Genomic DNA, 19,609 nt, shown 5'->3' with positions numbered 1-19,609 from the left:
CTCCTTAATTTTCGTCGGCAAGCGCCGCCTTTATCATAATCGCACACTCAATCCGTTTCTTCTGCATCTCGCAGCCGATGTCATAAGCGTCCGTAATGCACCCGTGGAAGTTGTAAGAATTTGCCGCGCAGCCTCCGCTGCAGTAAAATCTCGCAAAACAATCCCTGCACTTATCCTTCGCATACACATTGCAAAGCTTGAACTCATCCCGGATATCCGTGCGCACGATACCGGTATCCACATTGCCCATCAGGAAATCCTCCTGCCCCACAAACTGATGGCAGGGATAGAAGTCTCCCCATGGGGTGACCGCCAGATATTCTGTCCCCGAACCGCAGCCGGACAGCCGCTTCGCGACGCACGGCCCCTGGTTCAAGTCGATCATAAAATGGAAGAAATTAAAGCCCTTCCCTTCTTTTTTGCGTTTGATGTACTCCACCGCCAGCTTGTCATATTCCTCAAGAATCTGCGGCAGATCCTCCTCCCGGATGGAATACGGCTCCTCAGGAGCAGATACCACCGGCTCTATGGACATCTGTTCAAATCCCAGATCCGCAAAATGCTTCACATCCTCAGAAAAGTCCAGATTGTTCCTGGTAAAGGTCCCCCGCACATAATAGTCTTTCCCGGCGCGGCTCTTCGCAAACTTCTGGAACTTGGGAACAATGATATCATAGCTGCTGCCGTGACCGTTCCTGGTGGGACGCATCAGGTCGTTGACCTCCCTGCGGCCGTCCAAGCTTAAGACCACATTACTCATCTCCCTGTTGCAGAAATCCATGATCTCGTCACTGAGCAGCACTCCGTTGGTGGTCAGGGTAAACCGGAACCGCTTGTTATGCTCTGCCTCCTGGGACCGCCCGTACTCCACAAGCTGTTTCACCACGTCCCAGTTCATCAGCGGCTCGCCGCCGAAGAAATCCACCTCCAAGTTCCGCCTGTTCCCGGAATTGGCGATCAAAAAGTCCAGCGCCTTTTTGCCCACCTCAAAGCTCATGAGCGCCCTTCTGCCGTGGTATTCTCCCTCCTCGGCAAAGCAGTACTTACAGCCCAGATTGCAGTCATGGGCAATATGCAGGCACAGGGCCTTGACCACTGTCTCGCGCTTTTTAAAATCCGTCACATATTCCTGGTAGATATCCTTTGTGTAAAGCTCCTCCGCGTCGATCAGCTCCTGGACCTCTGCGAGCGCTTCCTCCACCTCTTCGGACGGATAAGTTTCCTCAAGCTTTGCCGCAGCGCTGTCCCGCGCCTCCTGCGGGATCGGCGCGGCCTTGTCGATCTCGCCGATGGCCGGCTCTAGCAAAGCGACCGCATCATAGACCACGTCGTCCACCACGTGGACGGAACCGCTGGCAATATCCATAATGATATTGTAACCGTTATTTTTGTATTGATGAATCACTGTTTTCTCCTTATCTAGTACTGACTCCGGCATAATCCTGTCCGAAACACCAATACGAACGGGCAGACAAGGAAAAGACCCCTACAATCCGGGACCATAGGGGTCTTTCTCATCTGCCTTATCTCGGTGTCCGGCGTAAACCAGAAGAACTATCTGTTTGCGTTCTCACAGCTCTGGTTGCCAACGGTGCAGGAAGTCTTGCATGCGGACTGGCAGGAAGTCTGGCACTCGCCGCATCCGCCCTTCTTCATGGACTCTTTTAAGGTTTTGTTATTTAAAGTTTTTACGTGCTTCATATCTCTCGCCTCCTAATGATAAATGCTTACAATTCCTTGAGATTATATCATATGTGGGCGCCAGGTGCAAGATAAAGTTTCACCTCAGCGGCATCAAAATCTTCAGCGAAAATATATTCTCCGCCGTATCGATCTTCATAAATCCATTATACTTCCCCACCGTATGCCGTATACTTTTCAGGCCAAATCCATGATACCCATTCTTCGTCTTTGTACTGACAGGCAGTTCTCCCTCAAATTCCACCCGGTTTCCGATGGGATTCATGATATTGATCATCAAAAACTGCTGCCTGACATAGACCAGCACGTCGATCATGCGCATCTCCCGGTTTTCCAGCTGCTTCACACTCTCGATGGCATTGTCCAGCGCATTTCCAAACACGGTATATAAATCCACCGGATCCATGACATCCATCCTCCTGCCATCGGCGATGCAGTTGATCTTAATATTGTTGGCCGCACAGAACAGGCTTTTTTCTGTCAGCACAGTGTCAAGGACCTCGTTCCCGGTCTTCACGATGGAATCGTAGATCTGTACCGAGTCCTCTACCTCCCGCAGGTATTTCTCGCGCTCCTCCGGACTGGTGATCGCGCGCATGGCTGCGATCTGATGCTTTAAGTCATGGCATTTGTGGTTGATCAGCGAGATGGTCTCACGTGACAGCTCATACTGCTCCTTCTGCTGGTGCCAGAGCTGGTTTAGGGTGTCCAGCTCCTGTTTCATGGCGCTTTTCTTGAACAGGGTATTCTGGAGGTACAGGATCGTAACGCAGTAGCACTGCACCAGCATCACATTCCAGATGTACATCATATCGGAGCCGCCTGACCGGTCTCCCTCCCGCAGAAAGCTAAACAGCAGTTCAAACACAACCAGCAGAAACATGGCCGACGAGAGCTGCCGGGGGCCTACATGGTACACTCCCTGCTCCGGCATATACCGGACGATCGTCACGCCGGCCACAGCATAGATCCCGGCAAAAACCAGCAGTGTACCGCCAACCATAAGCGCCGGTTGGGAGATCCGGAGCTGTTCTGTCATCAGGTAAGTGATCTCGTACGCCACCTGCTGGGTGATCATCGCCCAGGTTGCGCAGTAGACCGCATCTCCCACCGGGACCGCACAGCAGAAGCAGACCCCCGCTGCGCAGAGCAGGAAATGACAGGACGCCTGAAGTATAATATGGTCCGGAAGGAATATGCTGGTAACAGTCAACGCCGCGCTGCCGGCCAACACCATTGCAAAGAGCCTCAGACCGTAACGCGGGCGGTGCTTTAGCGGCCACATGTAAAGAATGCACGCCGCCCAGATTGTCAGATTCAATTCACTTACAAACCACATCATATTCCCATCCCCATATAATCCGTAAGCGCCGACAGAAACGCAGTCTTGTTCCTCCGGCTGATCTCCAGTTCATCCCCGGCTACGATCACAATATTTTTCCGGATCTCCGAAACATAGCTGAGATTGACCAGATACCAGTGGTTGCAGCGGACAAAATGGCACTCCCTAAGCTGCTCCTCCGCTCCCTGCAGCGTTCCGCGCACCACAAAAACGCCGTCCTCCGTGTAGTAATGGAGCATCCGGTTCTGTACCTCCACATAGTGGATCCGGTCCGCCTTCAGCCGCCTGATCCCGTCGGGCAGGCTTAAGAGGATCTCCTCCGGCTGGCGCTTCTTCACCCGGGAGACCGCCCTGTCCAGGCGCACAGAAAATGTATAGTAATTGATCGGCTTCAGCACATAATCCAAAGCCCCCACCTCATAGCCGTTGATCGCATACTGGGCCATGTTGGTGATAAAGACAAGGACCACATCCTGATCCTGCTTCCGGATCTCCCGCGCCGCCTCCATCCCGTCCATCTCATTCATCTCGATGTCCAGCAGGATGATATCATAACCGGAACGGTAATCCTCCAGAAGCTCCTTCCCGTCATGGAAAACCGCCGTCTGGATGTCACGGTTCTTTTCCTCTGCATACTGCGCAATGTATTCCTGGATCTGGTCGATATAAACCTGCTCATCGTCCACGACAGCAATCTTAAGCATCCGCTCTTCCTCCCCGGTCATTTTTCTTTTTATCTTACCATGAAAATTCTCCTGTTTCCATAAAAACAGAAAAAAAGACATTCCGCCAGCCTCCATTCCAAGCTGGCAGAATGCCCTCCAACACCTGACAGGCGCGTCTTAATACGCCCTGCCCCAGTAAACCATCTTTTTCGCGGGTTTTCCGCAGCAGACACAATGATCCGAAAGCTGTTCCTGCTTAAACGGCATGCAGCGGGAAGTCGCCGCCGTGTCTTCCTTGATCTTCTCCTCACATGCAAGGTCGCCGCACCACATGGCCTTTACAAAGCCCGGCTTCTCATTGATGGTCTTGACAAACTCATCATAAGTGACAGCCTCATAGGTATGTGCGTCGCGATGGGCTCTTGCCCGCTCAAGCATGTCGTGCTGAATCGTTTCCAGCAGCTCGCCGACCTTAGCGCCGATCTCATCCAGGGAGACTGTTATCTTCTCATGAGTATCACGGCGCACTAAAACCGCCTCGTTGTTCTCTAAATCCCTCGGGCCGATCTCCACACGGACCGGGATGCCGCGCATCTCGGACTCACTGAACTTCCAGCCCGGGCTCTTGTCGGAGTCATCCACCTTCACGCGGAAGCCGGACAGCACGTTCTTAAGCTCAAATGCCTTGTCAAGCACGCCCTCCTTCTGCTGCTGGATCGGTACGATCATAACCTGGGTCGGGGCGATGCGGGGCGGCAGTACCAGCCCGTTGTCATCTCCATGCACCATGATGATCGCGCCGATGATGCGGGTGGACATGCCCCAGGAGGTCTGGTGCACATACTGAAGGGAATTGTCCTTCGCCGCATACTGGATCTCAAACGCCTTCGCAAATCCGTCGCCAAAGTTATGGCTGGTGCCGGACTGCCAGCGCCTTACCGTCATGCATCAGTGCCTCGATGGTGTAAGTAGCCTCTGCGCCTGCGAACTTCTCTTTGTCGGTCTTCTGGCCCCGGATGACCGGGATCGCCAGGACCTCCTCACAGAAATCGGCGTAGACATTCAGCATCTGGGTTGTGCGCTCCTCGGCCTCCTCAGCCGTGGCATGGGCCGTATGGCCCTCCTGCCACAAGAACTCCCTGGAACGGAGGAAGGGACGCGTGGTCTTCTCCCAGCGGACTACGGAGCACCACTGGTTGTATACCTTCGGCAGGTCACGGTAAGACTGGATATCCTTCGCATAAAAATCACAGAACAAGGTCTCAGAGGTCGGGCGTACACAGATGCGCTCCTGCAGCTCATCCAGGCCGCCGTGGGTCACCCACGCAACCTCCGGCGCAAAGCCCTCCACATGATCCTTCTCCTTGTTAAGCAGGCTCTCCGGGATAAACAGCGGCATGTACACGTTCTCCACACCGGTCTCCTTAAAACGGCGGTCCAGCTCATGCTGGATGTTCTCCCAGATCGCATAACCAGCCGGCTTGATGACCATACAGCCCTTCACGCTGGCGTAGTCGCAAAGCTCCGCTTTCTTGACCACATCGGTGTACCACTGGGCGAAATCCACATCCATGGATGTGATCGCCTCCACTAATTTCTTATCCTTTGCCATAACAATGCTCCTCTCTCCTATTCGATTATATAAAAATGATTGGGTAAATGAAAAAGCCATCCGGTCCCTGCCATGCGCATATCAGCTGCACAATGACAAGGGACCGAATGACCAGATAAATTCGGCGGTACCACCCTGATTAGCCCTTCCGGCCTATGCCAGCGTCCGTCCATGACGGCCTCCGGTATCCAAAAGCGCTCTCTTTTTCATCCGCTAACGCCGGATCTTACGTTGCAGTTCTCTGCAAAACTCCAGGGCCGGTTCAGCGCTCAGTGACACAAAAAGCCTCTCACCAAATGGCCTTCTCTCTGCATGTGTATGACGGCTTACTAATCCCCTTCACAGTCTTTCCATTATAAGGCAAACGCCCGTATGCTTGATTCTACGCCATTTCCGGGGCTTTGTCAAGGGTTAAAACCTCTTGTGTTTCCGCATCTGGCTGTCCACTTTACTTTGCCTCGTTTATTTGTTATGATAAAACCACTAATGATACGGAGAATTCATATGGCAAAAGGAAATGGCAGTCTTAAAAACATTGTATATCAAAAGACCCTGGACGGGATCATCCAGGGAGAATATAAAGCGAACCAGATCATCAATGAATCGGAGCTGGTAGAAAAGTATGGCTTCAGCAAGTCCCCGGTACGGGAAGCCCTGATCTCCCTGTGCAACGACGGGGTGCTGCGGAACCTGCCCCGGTATGGTTACGAGGTGATCCGCCTCACCAGCAGGGATGCGGAGGATATCCTGCGGTTCCGGTTCCTGCTGGAGAGCGGATTCCTGCGTGATTGCTATGAATCCATCACCCAGGCTCAGCTGGAAGAACTGTACCGGCTGGACGATTTGTGCAACGCATCCGTGGACGATATGTGGCTCCACTGGGAGCACAACACCAATTTTCATTTAGCGCTGCTCTCCTGCGCCCGGAACGAATATGCCTGGGACCAGCTCAAACGCTCCATGGGCATTTTAAAACGCGCCTACGCCCAGTTCTATTGGGACAAATGGGACAAGGAATACAATCCCATCGACATGCGCTACCACCGTGATATCCTGGACTGTATCGAAAAGAAAGATATCGAAGGCGCCACCAAAAAACTGGAGCTGGACCTGCGGGAGTTTAAAAGCGTCTAAACGCAGGCATACCTCCGGGTTGACAAAAAAGCAGAAACCAGATAAAATGATAGCAAGTACTTGCATGGAGGTGCCCCCTTGGACGATACCAGTCAAAGAATCATCGATGCAACCATGTCCCTGATCCGTGATAAAGGCTATGTTGCAACCACCACAAAGGATATTGCCAATCTGGCAAAGGTCAATGAATGCACTTTGTTCCGGAAGTTTAAAAATAAAAAGGATATCGTGCTGAACGGGATCGCCCAGGAGAAATGGCGGGCAAATGTGACCCCGGAGATCTTTCAGGATCTACGTTATGAACTGCGGCCGGATCTGGAGATGTTCATGCGGGCCTATATGGAGCGGATCACTCCCGACTTTGTGAACCTGTCCATTGGACTGAGGGCGCCTCAGCTCTATGAAGAGACCGCTCCTCTGATCATGCAGATCCCACAGGCTTTCCTCTCATCCCTGGCAGAGTATTTTAACCAGATGGAGGCAAAAGGGAAGCTCCCCCACCATGATTTTGAGAATCTGGCTATGATGTTCTTTTCTGCCACCTTTGGCTATACATTTTTAAAAGCATCGTTCCGCCAGGAGCTTACCCCTGTAGAACAGGAGGATTTCATTAAAAATAGTGTCGGGATCTTTATAAACGGAATCGCCCCAACGGAATAAAAACCAGATATGGACCAGATATCAGATGGCGCTGCCCAGGCAGAGCCATTTCATATAAGTACCATGCAAGCAAGCACTTGCAAACATTCTATTCACAGAGTCAAGGAGGTGTATCGCATTGATAACAGGAGCGGAATTATTTGTAAAAGCGTTAAAAGCAGAACAGGTGGATACTCTGTTTGCCTATCCGGGCGGTCAGGCGATCGATCTGTTCAACGCACTTTATGGCGAGGAGGATATCCAGGTCATCCTGCCCCGGCATGAGCAGGGACTGATCCATGCTGCCGACGGATATGCGCGTTCCACTGGACGGACCGGGGTATGTCTGGTCACCAGCGGGCCGGGCGCTACCAATCTGGTCACCGGCATTGCCACCGCCAATTTCGACAGCGTCCCATTGGTCTGCTTCACAGGTCAGGTCCCAACAGGACTGATCGGAAATGATGCATTCCAGGAGGTCGACATTGTGGGGATCACAAGGAACATCTGCAAATATGCCGTGACCGTCCGCAGGAGGAGCGATCTGGGTGAGGTCATCAAAAAAGCATTTATCATTGCCCGCACAGGGAAGCCGGGTGTTGTGGTAGTTGACCTGCCAAAGGATATCCAGCAGGCAGAAGGAAGCGGCATTTACCCGGAGCATGTGGAGATCAGAGGTTATAAGCCAAATACAGCAGTCCACGCCGGACAGATCAAAAAGCTGCCGACGTTCTGTCCCGCGCAAAAAAACCCGTTTTTTTAGTGGGCGGAGGCGTAAACTTAAGCCGCGCTCAGGCAGAAATGCTCAGGCTTGCAGAGATGACCGGCGTTCCCGTTGTCACGACGATCATGGGAAAAGGCGCCATTCCCTCCACCCATGAGCTGTATGTGGGGAATATCGGCATTCACGGAAGCTATGCTGCCAACACCGCCATCAGCCAGTGCGACGTGCTCTTCTCCATCGGCACAAGGTTCAATGACCGCATCACCGGACAGCCCCAGCATTTTGCCCCTGGGGCCACGATCATCCATGTAGATATCGATCCGGCCTCCATATCAAGAAATATCGCAGTGGATATCCCCATCGTGGCGGACGCGAAAAATGCCATCTGCGCCCTGGCCCAGAAGATCACGAGGCCGGATATCAGGCAATGGACTGCCCAGATCCAGGAATGGAAAAACCGGTATCCCATATCCATGAAAGCCGACGGCCTGACGCCGCAAACGATCATGCAGGAAATCAATCGTGCATTTGACCGTGCGGTCATTGCTACCGACGTAGGCCAAAACCAGCTTTGGGCCACTCAGTTCCTGGATCTAAGTGAACAAAAACAACTCCTGACTTCCGGCGGCCTTGGCACCATGGGATACGGTTTTCCCGCCGCCATTGGAGCCAAGATCGGTAATCCGGACACGGATGTGATCGTCATAACCGGGGACGGGGGCATACAGATGAACATACAGGAACTGGCTACCGCCGTCTGCTGCGAACTGCCGGTGATCATCTGCATCCTCAATAACGGATACCTCGGCAATGTCCGGCAGTGGCAGGAAATGTTTTTTAACAGGCGCTATTCCAGCACCTGCATACGCAGACGAAAAGGCTGCCCCTCCGGCTGCAATCAGCCTGGAAACAACTGCCCGGCGTATACGCCGGATTTCATGAAGCTGGCAGAAAGCTACGGAGCAATAAGAATCCGGGTGACCAGGGAAGCAGAGATTGCCCCCGCCCTGGCTGAGGCAAGGAACACAAAAAACGTGCCTGCCGTCATCGAATTCATCATTGAACCGGAAGCCAATGTACTGCCGATCGTGCCGCCGGGGAATGCACTGGAACATATGATTCTGGAAAGTGAGGAATACTGATATGAAGAAACGATGGCTCAGCCTGTTTGTAGAAAATGAGATTGGGGTGCTTGCCAGGATATCCGGCCTGTTTTCCGGGAAATCATATAATTTAGACAGCCTGACCGTAGGCCCCACCGGAGACCAGACCATCTCCCGCATGACCATCAGCCTGACAAGCGACGACCGGACCTTTGAACAGGTGAAAAGCAGCTCAACCGAAGCGTTGAGGTCATAAAAGTGGTTGACTTAACAGACACTGCCATTCATATGAAGGAATTGATGTTTATCACCGTAAATAACTGTTCCGCCGAAGACTTAGAGGAGCTTCAGCGGATCTGCCGTATTTTCCGGATCGATATGATTGATTACCGTCCCTCTGCCGCCCTTCTGGAATGTGTGCAGACAGAGGAACGGAACAATGCACTGATCGCTCTCCTTGAAAAATGCTATGTAAACCGGATCGAGATCGTCCGGGGCGGAAGCGTGGCTGTTGAAGCGCTGAGCATAACCGACCGATGATCCACTACGCCTCATCCACCCGGACCCGGTCGATCATGATATTTAAGATCTCCGTGTCCGTGGCCTTCATGCCCACACGTCCGATGTAGCCCATGCTTTTTATGGTCCCTTCCACATCATCCTGTACGATACCCTCGCCCGGCTGGAAACAGTGATGCCTGCTGGCCATATAATGAGCCAGGATTGCCGCCTCCACAGAGGACGCGATCTTGGCCGCGCAGGACGACTTGGCCCCGTCGCACACGATCCCCCCCACATTGCCGATGGTATTTGTGATAGTCAGGCCGATCTCCTCTGCGCTGCCCCCGTACAGATACGTGATCGCTGCTCCTGCACCACATGCCGCGCTGACTGCTCCGCAGTAAGCGGACAGGCTGCCAATATACTGTTTCTGGTGGATCGCCACCAGATTGCTGACCACCAGCGCGCGGTACAGCTTCTCCTCCGGCGCTCCAAGTTCCTTTGCAAATTCGATGACCGGCAGGGACGCCGTCATCCCCTGGTTGCCGCTGCCGGAATTGATGACCACCGGCATGGAACAGCCTCCCATCCTGGCGTCTGAACCAGCCGCCGCGCGGGCGCGGGCACGAACCTTCACGTCATCTCCATACACTTCCAAAAGCGTCCTTCCCACCTCCGCGCCATAACAGTTTTTCAGGCCCTCGTCTGAGATGGCAGTATTTAAGGCAATCTGTCTTCCAAGCACCTCACGTACATCCTCAATCGCCACTTCATCCGCAAACGCGATGATATCCTTTACATTCAGGAGGGACTTGTCCACATACTCCGGGGACTTTTCGCTGACCTTATGCTCATACAGCACCTCGCCGTCCTTCACGATCCGGGTGATCAGCGTATGGCGATTGATGATGGTCACCTCCGCAAAATGCTCCCCCTTCACAACCCTGGCAACAATATACAGATTCTCCACGCCCTCCTGAAGCGTGCAGCTGCAAAAGCCTTCCGCCACCAGCCTTTTTGTCTTTTCAATATCTGCTTCCGTGATCTGCTCCAAAACCTCCAGCGCTTTGTCCGCGTCCCCTCCTACGACTCCCAGGGTCGCCGCCACGTCAATCCCCCGCAGGCCCCCCGCATTCGGTACGGTCACACCCTTTACGTTCTTAATAATGTTGCCGCTGCAGCACATCTCCACACAGTCCGGAAATGCTCCAAGGACCGCCCGCGCCTTGGCGGCAGCATAGGCGATCGCGATCGGCTCCGTACAGCCCAGGGCCGGAACCAGCTCATTGTCCAGAATCCGTACGTAATTTTGATACAGGTTTTTATCCATGGTCTCCTCCTGAATAATCGGTCGTGATCAAGTTGTTCTTATTACTAAGATTATCACTGATATGATTAACAGTCAACCGTTTTCAGGATGGAAAAATGTTTCAGTCAGTCAGGAAACAGCCTTTCCTTCGCTGCCCATCCCGTCTAGTCATTATCCGGAAGCAGCTTGATCCTCACCATGATCTTTCTCACAAAGCTCCCTTCCGGCAGCTCCATATCTGCTTCGTGGGTCTGGGCCGGGAACTCACCGCCCTCCTCCAACTCCAGGCAGAGCCAGTTGTAGGCCGCGTCCCGCGCCTCATCCATGGCATCCTCCAGATCCGGGCCGTCCGCCTCGCAGCACTCCAGGTCCGGAAACTCCACATGAAAGCCTTTGTCATTCTTATGCGGCGTAAAGATCGCCGGGTAGGTAAACGTCATAATCGTAATCTCCTCTTGTCTTCATTTAATATGATTTGCTTTTCCTGCTTTATCCGCTTATCTTAGTTTTAATGTGTAATTTCACTTTTACTTATTTTATTATGTTTAATTTCGTTGTATTTACTTCATTTAATTTCATTGTACTTATTCTGATTTATATATTTCACTTTACTTATTTCGTTTTACTTATTTCATTTGTCTGCTTTCTCTAGTTCTATTTTGATTTACCTGCCTCCATTTTACTCTTTTCATTTGTATTTCCCTGCATTTTTAGTTTATTTTACTCTTTATAGTTGTTTTTCTTCTTCTCGGCGCCATTTTTACTCTCTCTTGTTGTATTTTTCCATCCAGCCGCCTTATTTACTTATATATAGAGTATTCAAACCACATCTAACTCCAATACCGCTTATTGTTGTTTCCATCGTTTGATATCTTCCAGTTTATCTTTGACAGCCCGCTCCGCCCCCTGGGTACCCGGACGGTAATACACCCGGTCCTTCACCGCATCGGGCAGGCACTGCATCCGCGCCACCTTCTCTTCCGTATCATGGGCATAGATATAATCATCCCCATAGTGAAGATCCTTCATCAGCTTCGTCGGCGCATTGCGGATCTGGAGCGGAACCGGCTCCGCCAGCATCTCCTGGGCGTCCAGCTTCGCTGTCTCGTAGGCCATATAGGCGGAGTTGGTCTTGGGCGCCATGGACAGATAGATGACCGCATGGCTTAAATGCACGTTGCATTCCGGCATCCCCAGAAAATGGCAGGCCTGATACGCCGCCACCGTAAGCGGCAGGGCCTGGCTGTCCGCCATCCCCACATCCTCGCTGGCAAACCGCACCAGCCTGCGCGCCACATAAAGCGGGTCCTCCCCCGCCTCCAGCATCCGGGCCAGCCAGTACACAGCGGCATCCGGATCGCTGTTGCGCATGGATTTGTGCAGGGCCGAGATCAGGTTGTAATGCTCCTCGCCCTTTTTATCATACATCAGGGTCCGCTTCCCGATACACTGTTTCAAGGTTTCCGGCGACACGACCGTCCGGTCCGCCTGGATATCCCCGTTATTTACGGCCATTTCAAGCGTATTGAGGGCAGTCCTGGCATCCCCGTTGGAAAACTCCGCGATCATCCCAAGCATATCGTCGGTTATCTCGATGTTCAGATAACCGAAACCCCGTTTACTGGATAAAGCCCGCCTGAGCAGCTCCACCAGGTCTTCCTTCTCCAATGCCTGCAGGACAAATACCTTGCACCGGGACAAAAGCGCCGCATTGATCTCAAAAGAAGGGTTCTCCGTGGTCGCCCCGATCAGGATAATGCTCCCCTTTTCCACATAGGGCAGGAACGCATCCTGCTGCGCTTTATTGAAGCGGTGGATCTCGTCCACGAACACAACCGTCTTTGTGCCCATGCGCCGGCTGCTCTCCGCCTGCGCCATCACTTCCTTGATCTCCTTAATGCCGCTGGTCACCGCGCTGAAATTGATAAACTCCGCATGGGTGCGGTGCGCGATAATACTGGCGAGGGTGGTCTTGCCCACGCCCGGCGGCCCCCAGAAGATCATGGACGGGATCTGGTCCTGGTCGATCAACTGGCGCAGGATCTTCCCCTTTCCAAGCAAATGCTTCTGCCCCACAAAATCATCCAGTGTCTCCGGCCGCAGCCTGCTGGCTAACGGATGATATACCTCCCTGTCGTCAAACAGGGACATCTGCTCCATCTGCATGCAAATCCACCTCCCAATCTTCGCTCTATCCGTCTTCCACCCCCAATTATAGTGTAAGATCAAAAAAAGAGCAAGGCGGCAAAAAAATGAGGAAATCCAGGATAAGATCAGGTAGTAAATCCCCATAGTTTATGATACAATGGAAACGCTTTTCAATCACAATCATATACATAAAAGGAGATCAAATCATGGCAGACGAATTAGAATTGCATGACGGTGAGGCAGTTGAAAAAGAATTCAAATCTGATTACTGGGAGAAAACCCTTTGTTTTTACAGCCAGAAGCGTGGAAAATACTGGCTCACAAATCAAAGGATCATATTCAGAGGCGGTTTTACCACGGCACTGGAGATTCCTTATTCTGAAATTGAGTCAGTGAAGCTGTGTAATGTTGGCGGGTTCGTCCGGTTCATTCCTACCGGGATCAAGGTTACCCTTAAGACTGGAAAGACCCATACGCTGTCTGTGACAAAACGTAAAGATATCTTTGCATTTCTTCAGTCGAAAATATCATAGTGCCATAACTTATATGGAGTGCCGCATACTGATAACGCAGCACTCCATTTTCAAATGAAAGACAGAGCTTAGCCCATTAAACGGAACCCTCGGCAAAAAACGTCCCCAGCAGCCGGATGCAGTTCTCCACATCCCTGCTGTCCGCGACCTCCGCCGGCGTATGCATGTAGCGGAGCGGAATGGACATGAGCACCACCGGGATCCCCTGGCCTGCAAAATGGATCCGGTCCGCATCGGTGTAGCTAAGACGGCTCGCCGCCTCCCACTGGACCGGAATCCCGGCCTTTTTCGCACAGGCTTCCAGCCTGTCATTCAGGGTGTCGGAAACGATCGGGCTTCTTAATAGCACCGGCCCTTGTCCCAGCTTCACATCTCCTGACTCCGCCGGATCAGCCCCCTTATAATCCGTGGCGTAGGTCACATCCACCACAACCGCCAGATCCGGGTTCACCCGCTGGGCGGTCCAGTAAGCCCCGTTCTTCGTGGTCTCCTCACCTGCCGTCGCCCCGCAGTATATCCCATTTTTACAGCCCAGCTCTTTTGCGTATTTCAGGGCTTCCATGATGATGAATACGCCCAGCCTGTCATCCAGAGCCCGGGCGGTAAAACGTCCGCCTGCCAGCGCGCGGATATGGCTGTCAAAGGTGATGGTATCGCCGACCGCAACCAGCTCCGCCGCTTCCTCCCTGCTCTCCGCTCCAATATCGATCACCAGAGCAGAGGCCTTCAGCTCCTTTTCATCCCACATGGGGCGGGCCGCTGCAACACAGCCGTGACAGATCCCGGTTCTGGTCATGATCTGCACCTGATGCCCCAGATAGGACTTGGGAATGATCCCTCCCCGGTCAACCGCGCGGATGCGCCCATCCTCTCCAATGCAGGTCACCACAAGCCCGATCTCATCGGCGTGGGCCGTCGCAAGGATCCTGCTGCCCGCTTCCGGGTTCAGCACGCACACCGCATCCCCGATCTCGTCCTCCCGGATCTCGTCAGAAACCGGCTCCATATATTTCTTCACGACCTCCTGTACCTCAGCAATCCTGCCAGATACCGAAACCGTGCTCAATATCTCTTTTAAAAACTGATTCTCCACACAATTCATCTCTATCCTCTTTCCACAGCAAGTTCTCATCCTATCCCGCGTCCGGCGTCAGCCGCTTTACGCTCTCCCGCTCGATCAGCCTGGATGGGATGCGCATCTGCACACACAGATCCCGTTTGGAAGACAGACGCTCCGCCATCAGGGTCACGGCCTGCTCCCCCATAAATTCCATATACAGGCGCACGGTCGTCAATGTAGGCACCAGATACCTGGCGAATGAAATATCATTGAACCCCACAACGCTCACATCCTCCGGGATCTTAAGTCCCGCTTCGCTCACCGCCTTATAACATCCGACCGCAAGGGAATCGTTGGCTACCATAACGGCTGTGGGCCTGTCACCAAGCTCTAAAAGCTCCTTCATCTTCACATAACCGTCTTTGGGCGCATACCCCTGGATCTTTACATAATCCTCCCGGTAAAGCCCTTTCTTGTCCATATATTCCCGGTAAGCCTCCACCCGGTCGTCCGGCACAACAATTCCGTCGCCGTCGATGTCCCGGCCTCCGATAAATGCGATCCGCTCATGTCCCAGCCCGGTCAAATAATCCAGTACCTTATTCACACAGCTGCGCATATCATTGATCACGGAATCAAACTTCTCCACATCCGGCGAGGCATCCACGAATACCACCGGCTTCCCGAAGGCCTCTATGCGCTCCACCATGGAATGGCTGAAGGTTCCCAGACAGATGACCCCGTCCAGCCCGGTTAAATTCTCCGCTTTGTCACTGCTGCGGATCTGATACTTTTTATGTCCGTCGTCCGCAAGCTTTTTTTCAATGGCGACACGGACAGATAGATAGAACGGGTCTTCCAGTTCTTCCTCCAGAGAGTAGGAATAGAGGACTCCGATCTTATACTTTCTGTCCTGCCGCTTTTTTGCTTTTTTCTTGTATTCCAGTTTTTCGGCAGCTTCAAATATACGCGCCTTCGTGGTGTCCGGTACATTGAGCGTCTCATCGTAGCTCAACACTCTCGATACGGTTGCAATGGACACTCCCGCTTTTTCTGCAATGTCTTTAATCGTCGCCATAACTTCCCCCGTTGTCCCGGCATTCGCTGCCGGCCCCATTCATAGCTGTCCTGTATGGCGTGCTCCCTGCATCGGCTTCCCGGCCACATGGACAGACGCTTTTATTTTAACACAACCCGGAGTCTGATACAATCCTTAGATATTGCTGGAAAATACCGTCTGAACTGTTACACTCAATCAGATAGAAAGCAGGTCCCCGAACCTTCCCAGGGAATAGTCCGCCAGTTGGCTTCCCGCCGCATCCCCGATGCCCGCGCAGTCCATGCCTCCGGCTTTCGCCGCCATAAGCCCGGCCTGGGCGTCTTCCACCACAAGGCAGTCCTCCGGCTTCTCCCCCAAGTACTCCGCGGCCTTTAAAAATACCTCCGGGTCCGGTTTGGATCTTGTGATATTGTTTCCGTCGGACACCGCGTCAAAAAAGCCGTCCAGTCCCAGCCTGCCAAGGATAAACCCGGCATTTTTGCTGGAGGAACCGATCGCAAGCTTAAGGCCCCTGCTCCTCAACTCATCCAGGGTGGATTTCACCTCGGGCGTTAAATCCTCCGGCGTCATATTTTTCAAAAGCTCTTTGTAAATTTCGTTTTTCTTACCGGCATACATTTCCTTTTCATCGGCGCCAGGGCTCCTGTCACAGCGCTCCAGGATGATCTCAAAACTCTCCATCCGGCTCACGCCGCGCAGACGGTTGTTGATGGTCTCGTCAAAATAGATGCCAAGCTCGTCCGCGATCTGTTTCCATGCCTGATAGTGGTATTTGTCCGTATGACAGATCACACCATCCAGGTCAAAAATAATTGCTCTATATTTCATATTCTTCTCCTCACAATATGTCAATTCCGCAAGCGGCGCCTCACCCGGTCTCCTCACCTCCGGCACAATTTCCTTCACCGCATGTCCCGCCTGCCTCGGCGGAGGCATTGGAGATGATCACCGCCGCCAGGATGATCACGCACCCCGCCATCATCCGTCCGGTCACCGCCTCGTGGAGCAGCAGCACGGAGAACAGCGTGCCGAACACCGATTCCATAGACAGGATGATCGCCGCTTTGGTCTCGTCGATATATTTCTGGCTGGACGTCTGCAGCAGGTAAGCCAGGGTCGTGCTGAACACGCCCAAGTAGACCGCGCTCATCCACGCTTTGGAGGACGCCTCAAAATGAAACTCCCCAAAAAGGAACAGGCAAATGAGCGACAGGATAAACGCCGTGCACATTTGAACCATATTTAAGGCGGAAGCGCGGTATTTGGGAGCAAACTCCCCGGTCAAAAAGATCTGAAATGCAAACCCTACCGCGCATACCAGGGTCAGGGCGTCTCCGGCTCCCAGGGAAAAATCCCGTTCCAGGGAGAGAACCCCCACGCCCACGATCGCCATGACCGCTCCGATGATCCCCTTGATCCCCACCTTTTTGCGGTGGATCACAAAAGCGATAAATGGGACCATCACCACATTGGTAGCCGTCAGAAACGCATTTTTAGAAGGGGTTGTGTACTGAAGGGCAATGATCTGAAGGGCAAACCCCGCAAACAACGCGCACCCCATGAGAAATCCCGCCCGCAGCTCCTCCCGCGTGACTTTTTTAATCCCCGGAAGACTGACCGCGCCGATCAATACAGCGGCGAGGAAAAACCGCACCGTCATGATCTGGAAGGGCAAAAGCCCATCCAGCGCCATGTCGCTTGCCACAAAACCGCTTCCCCAGATGATCGTCACCAGGATCAGGCCGGTTATCGCAAGATATTTTTTCATATGGTCTTAAACTCCTTCTACGATGATTGTCACCGGTTCGCCTTCCAGCGTCCGGACGGTCGCCTGGTTTCCTTTTTCTATGGTGATCTCCAGCCAGGAGTTCTCCTGGCGCACCCGGAAGCTTAAGGATTCCCATTGCTCCGGAAGCTGCGGTTTTAAATGAAGGGTGCCGTCGTCATGTTTGGACAGCCCGGCAAATCCGAATACCACCGTCTGCCACACTCCGCCTGCGTTGGCGGCATGGAAGCCCTCCCTGGTATTTTTCTGCAGGTTCAAGAGGTCTAAGAGCGCCGCCCTTCTCAAATACCGGTACGCCTTTGACGCATCTCCCACCTTCAGGCCCATGATCGCATAGATGCTGGGGCTTAGGGAAGAACCGTGGAGCGCCCGCTTCTCATAATAAGCGTAATTTTCCTTCTGGGTCTCCCCGTCAAATTCCTCACCCATTAAATGCAGCAGCATCACCACATCCGCCTGCTTGATGATCTGGGTCTCGCTCTTGTTTACCCGGTTTAAGATCTCAGGTTTGATGGGCCAGTCCTTCTCATCATACTCCTCGATGGTCACGTTAAGCAAGTCAAAATATCCCTCAAACTGCTCTAAAAGTTTGCTGCCTTCCTTACGGGGCAGATACATCTTGTCCGCATGCTGTTTCCAGTCGGAAAGCTCTTCTTCTAAAAGACCAGTCTTTTCCGCCAGTTTTTCATAGATAACGCCCTGGTTCTCTTTTAAATCAGCCAGCAGCTCACGCACAAAATTCAAATTCCACCGGGCAAGATAGTTGGTATATAAGTTGTTGTCCACCGGCTCATGCCACTCGTCGGGTCCTGTCACCTTCCGGATCTCGTAGCGGTCCTGCGCCGCATTGTACTCGCAACGGCTGTTCCAGAACCGGGCTGTCTCCACAAGGATCTCTGCGCCCTGGTTATATAAGTACTCCCTGTCCCCTGTGATCTTTACATAGTTGCAGATCCCGTAAGCCACCGCCGCCGTCACATGATGCTCATACACAGCCACATAACACCGGTAGCAGCTTCCGTCCGGCTCGATGGTCCAGTCCGGGCACTGCTCGCTTCCGTCGTCCGCAGACTCCCATGGATACTGGGCGCCCTGGTATCCATTCTTCCGGGCGTTGGCGCGGGCGGCGTCTAACAGATGATAGCGGTAATTTTCCAGGTTCCTGGCTGTCTTTGGGAAGGTCCATGCAAAAAATGGCATCATGAACAATTCCGTATCCCAAAACGCATGTCCGCCGTACTCCTCGCCATGCAGCAGCTTGGCTCCCACATTGACCCGGTCGCTGTGCTCGCTGGCTGTGCTCATCAGATGGAAGATGTTGAACCGCACAGCCTTGTCCAGCTCCCCGTCGCCCTCAATGCGGATATCCGCATTCTGCCACATGAGGTCGTAAACGCTGCGGTGCTGTTCAAGCTCCCTGTCAAAACCGTTTTCCATAAAGCTGTGGACTTCCCGCCGTACCAGATCATGCAGGGAACTGTCCCTAATGTCCTTATCCGTATACGCCGCCGCATACTTCACGATCTCCGTGGCCTGCCCTTCGCAGGCGTCAAAATCCGTGAACTCCACCGCCTGCTCCCCGAAGGCCCCAAACTGCCTTGCCCTGGAAACTGGTTTTCCGTCCCTCAGGCATTCCAGGCGGCAGCCGATGGCTGCCTTGATATCATCATCCCGGGTTGCCACCTCGATATAGGCGCCTTCCTCATCCAGCCTGCCATTTTCCACAAGATACGTATGCTTCACCTTGAACCGGGGCGCATCGTAGAAGTTATAGATGGTCCCGTCCAGGATATTCTCCACCTCGATGATCCCGCTGTAGTTAAGCGGAGTCACCCACAGGCGGACGCCCATGCGGTGCACATTGCTGCGGCTTAGGAAGCGGACGCCCTCGATCAGGGTCTGCCGCCCTTTTGCATCCTCCAGGATGGTCCTGCGCGCCAAAAGCGCCTGCTTCATATCCAGCGCCCGGGCAAAGGAGAGGATGCGGCAGTCCTCCAGGGCAATGGGCTGCTTCTCCACGTAGAGCCGGATCCCCAGCCAGTTCGGCAGCGCGGCAAGCTCCCTCATAAAGGTTTCCGACTTGTCGAAGATCCCATTTATGTAGGTGTAGGGGAGGGTCCGTTTCGTCCCCTCCTCAAAGCTCCCCCGCGTCCCCATATAACCGTTTGTCAGGCAGAACAGGGTCTCGCTGCTCAAATTCTCTTTTTCATCGTAGGAGTCCTGGAGCACCAGCCATCTGTCCTCTGAAAGCATATCTTTTAATGTTGTCCCAAATCTGTCCCGTATCATACT

Annotated in this window: 15 protein-coding genes, 3 pseudogenes and 1 other annotated feature; of the genes and pseudogenes, 5 read left to right on the top strand and 13 right to left on the bottom strand. The window is 53.1% G+C overall.

Annotated elements, in window-relative coordinates:
- Positions 1–4 precede the first annotated feature (4 nt).
- The 5 genes and pseudogenes from scfB to proS form a co-directional block, all read right to left on the bottom strand.
- Positions 5–1,405, bottom strand: coding sequence for a thioether cross-link-forming SCIFF peptide maturase (scfB, locus tag AB1I67_RS08680; RefSeq protein ID WP_367029490.1), 1,401 nt, complete (start codon positions 1,403–1,405; stop codon positions 5–7).
- A 149-nt stretch (positions 1,406–1,554) separates the two neighbouring features.
- A complete protein-coding gene (gene scfA, locus AB1I67_RS08675) occupies positions 1,555–1,701 on the bottom strand; it encodes a six-cysteine ranthipeptide SCIFF (RefSeq protein ID WP_118531699.1) in 147 nt (48 codons plus the stop codon).
- Positions 1,702–1,780: 79 nt separating this feature from the next.
- Complete coding sequence (locus AB1I67_RS08670; protein WP_367029489.1) at positions 1,781–3,043, bottom strand: ATP-binding protein; 1,263 nt, start codon at positions 3,041–3,043, stop codon at positions 1,781–1,783.
- Positions 3,040–3,747, bottom strand: coding sequence for a LytTR family DNA-binding domain-containing protein (locus AB1I67_RS08665; protein WP_367029488.1), 708 nt, complete (start codon positions 3,745–3,747; stop codon positions 3,040–3,042). Before AB1I67_RS08665 ends, AB1I67_RS08670 begins: the two co-directional genes overlap by 4 nt.
- A 138-nt stretch (positions 3,748–3,885) precedes the next feature.
- Positions 3,886–5,320 (bottom strand): annotated as a pseudogene (gene proS, locus AB1I67_RS08660) (proline--tRNA ligase).
- A 95-nt stretch (positions 5,321–5,415) separates the two neighbouring features.
- Positions 5,416–5,672: a binding site (T-box leader), on the bottom strand.
- Between the two features lie 152 nt (positions 5,673–5,824).
- Here proS and AB1I67_RS08655 point away from each other — a divergent pair.
- The 4 genes and pseudogenes from AB1I67_RS08655 to ilvN all read left to right on the top strand — a co-directional run bounded on the left by AB1I67_RS08655 (position 5,825) and on the right by ilvN (position 9,460).
- The gene (locus AB1I67_RS08655) at positions 5,825–6,454 is read left to right on the top strand and encodes a GntR family transcriptional regulator (RefSeq protein ID WP_367029487.1); all 630 of its coding nucleotides are present in this window, start codon (positions 5,825–5,827) and stop codon (positions 6,452–6,454) included.
- 78 nt (positions 6,455–6,532) lie between these two features.
- Positions 6,533–7,114, top strand: coding sequence for a TetR/AcrR family transcriptional regulator (locus AB1I67_RS08650; protein WP_367029486.1), 582 nt, complete (start codon positions 6,533–6,535; stop codon positions 7,112–7,114).
- A gap of 112 nt (positions 7,115–7,226) precedes the next feature.
- Positions 7,227–8,959: pseudogene (gene ilvB / locus AB1I67_RS08645) on the top strand (biosynthetic-type acetolactate synthase large subunit).
- A 1-nt stretch (position 8,960) separates the two neighbouring features.
- Positions 8,961–9,460, top strand: a pseudogene (ilvN, locus tag AB1I67_RS08640) (acetolactate synthase small subunit).
- Between the two features lie 4 nt (positions 9,461–9,464).
- Here ilvN and AB1I67_RS08635 read toward each other — a convergent pair.
- The 3 genes from AB1I67_RS08635 to AB1I67_RS08625 all read right to left on the bottom strand — a co-directional run bounded on the left by AB1I67_RS08635 (position 9,465) and on the right by AB1I67_RS08625 (position 12,890).
- Positions 9,465–10,751, bottom strand: a complete 1,287-nt coding sequence (locus AB1I67_RS08635) for an L-serine ammonia-lyase, iron-sulfur-dependent, subunit alpha (RefSeq protein ID WP_367029485.1) — start codon at positions 10,749–10,751, stop codon at positions 9,465–9,467.
- A gap of 143 nt (positions 10,752–10,894) precedes the next feature.
- A complete protein-coding gene (locus AB1I67_RS08630) occupies positions 10,895–11,170 on the bottom strand; it encodes a type II toxin-antitoxin system HicB family antitoxin (RefSeq protein ID WP_367029484.1) in 276 nt (91 codons plus the stop codon).
- Between the two features lie 406 nt (positions 11,171–11,576).
- Positions 11,577–12,890: a replication-associated recombination protein A gene (locus AB1I67_RS08625; RefSeq protein ID WP_367032588.1), complete on the bottom strand. Its 1,314-nt coding sequence runs from the start codon at positions 12,888–12,890 to the stop codon at positions 11,577–11,579.
- Positions 12,891–13,084: 194 nt separating this feature from the next.
- On the opposite strand from AB1I67_RS08625, the gene AB1I67_RS08620 reads away from it, so the two are divergent.
- Positions 13,085–13,411 carry a PH domain-containing protein gene (locus AB1I67_RS08620; RefSeq protein ID WP_367029483.1) on the top strand — a complete coding sequence of 109 codons (327 nt, stop codon included), beginning with the start codon at positions 13,085–13,087 and terminating at the stop codon, positions 13,409–13,411.
- A gap of 76 nt (positions 13,412–13,487) precedes the next feature.
- Here AB1I67_RS08620 and AB1I67_RS08615 read toward each other — a convergent pair whose 3' ends face one another.
- From AB1I67_RS08615 to AB1I67_RS08595, 5 genes are all read right to left on the bottom strand, one after another.
- Positions 13,488–14,513 carry a M20/M25/M40 family metallo-hydrolase gene (locus tag AB1I67_RS08615; protein ID WP_367029482.1) on the bottom strand — a complete coding sequence of 342 codons (1,026 nt, stop codon included), beginning with the start codon at positions 14,511–14,513 and terminating at the stop codon, positions 13,488–13,490.
- A 31-nt stretch (positions 14,514–14,544) separates the two neighbouring features.
- Positions 14,545–15,549 (bottom strand): LacI family DNA-binding transcriptional regulator, encoded by a 1,005-nt coding sequence (locus tag AB1I67_RS08610; protein WP_367029481.1) that lies wholly within the window; start codon positions 15,547–15,549, stop codon positions 14,545–14,547.
- A 177-nt stretch (positions 15,550–15,726) separates the two neighbouring features.
- Positions 15,727–16,359: a beta-phosphoglucomutase gene (gene pgmB, locus AB1I67_RS08605; RefSeq protein ID WP_367029480.1), complete on the bottom strand. Its 633-nt coding sequence runs from the start codon at positions 16,357–16,359 to the stop codon at positions 15,727–15,729.
- A gap of 40 nt (positions 16,360–16,399) precedes the next feature.
- The gene (locus AB1I67_RS08600; protein WP_367029479.1) at positions 16,400–17,299 is read right to left on the bottom strand and encodes a DMT family transporter; all 900 of its coding nucleotides are present in this window, start codon (positions 17,297–17,299) and stop codon (positions 16,400–16,402) included.
- 6 nt (positions 17,300–17,305) lie between these two features.
- The gene (locus tag AB1I67_RS08595; RefSeq protein WP_367029478.1) at positions 17,306–19,606 is read right to left on the bottom strand and encodes a glycosyl hydrolase family 65 protein; all 2,301 of its coding nucleotides are present in this window, start codon (positions 19,604–19,606) and stop codon (positions 17,306–17,308) included.
- Between the last annotated feature and the right edge of the window lie 3 nt (positions 19,607–19,609).

The sequence above is a fragment of the Clostridium sp. AN503 genome, from assembly GCF_040719375.1.
Lineage (GTDB): Bacteria > Bacillota > Clostridia > Lachnospirales > Lachnospiraceae > Brotaphodocola.
Note: the sequence above shows the minus strand (reverse complement) of the source record. Positions and strands in the feature narration are given on the sequence as shown.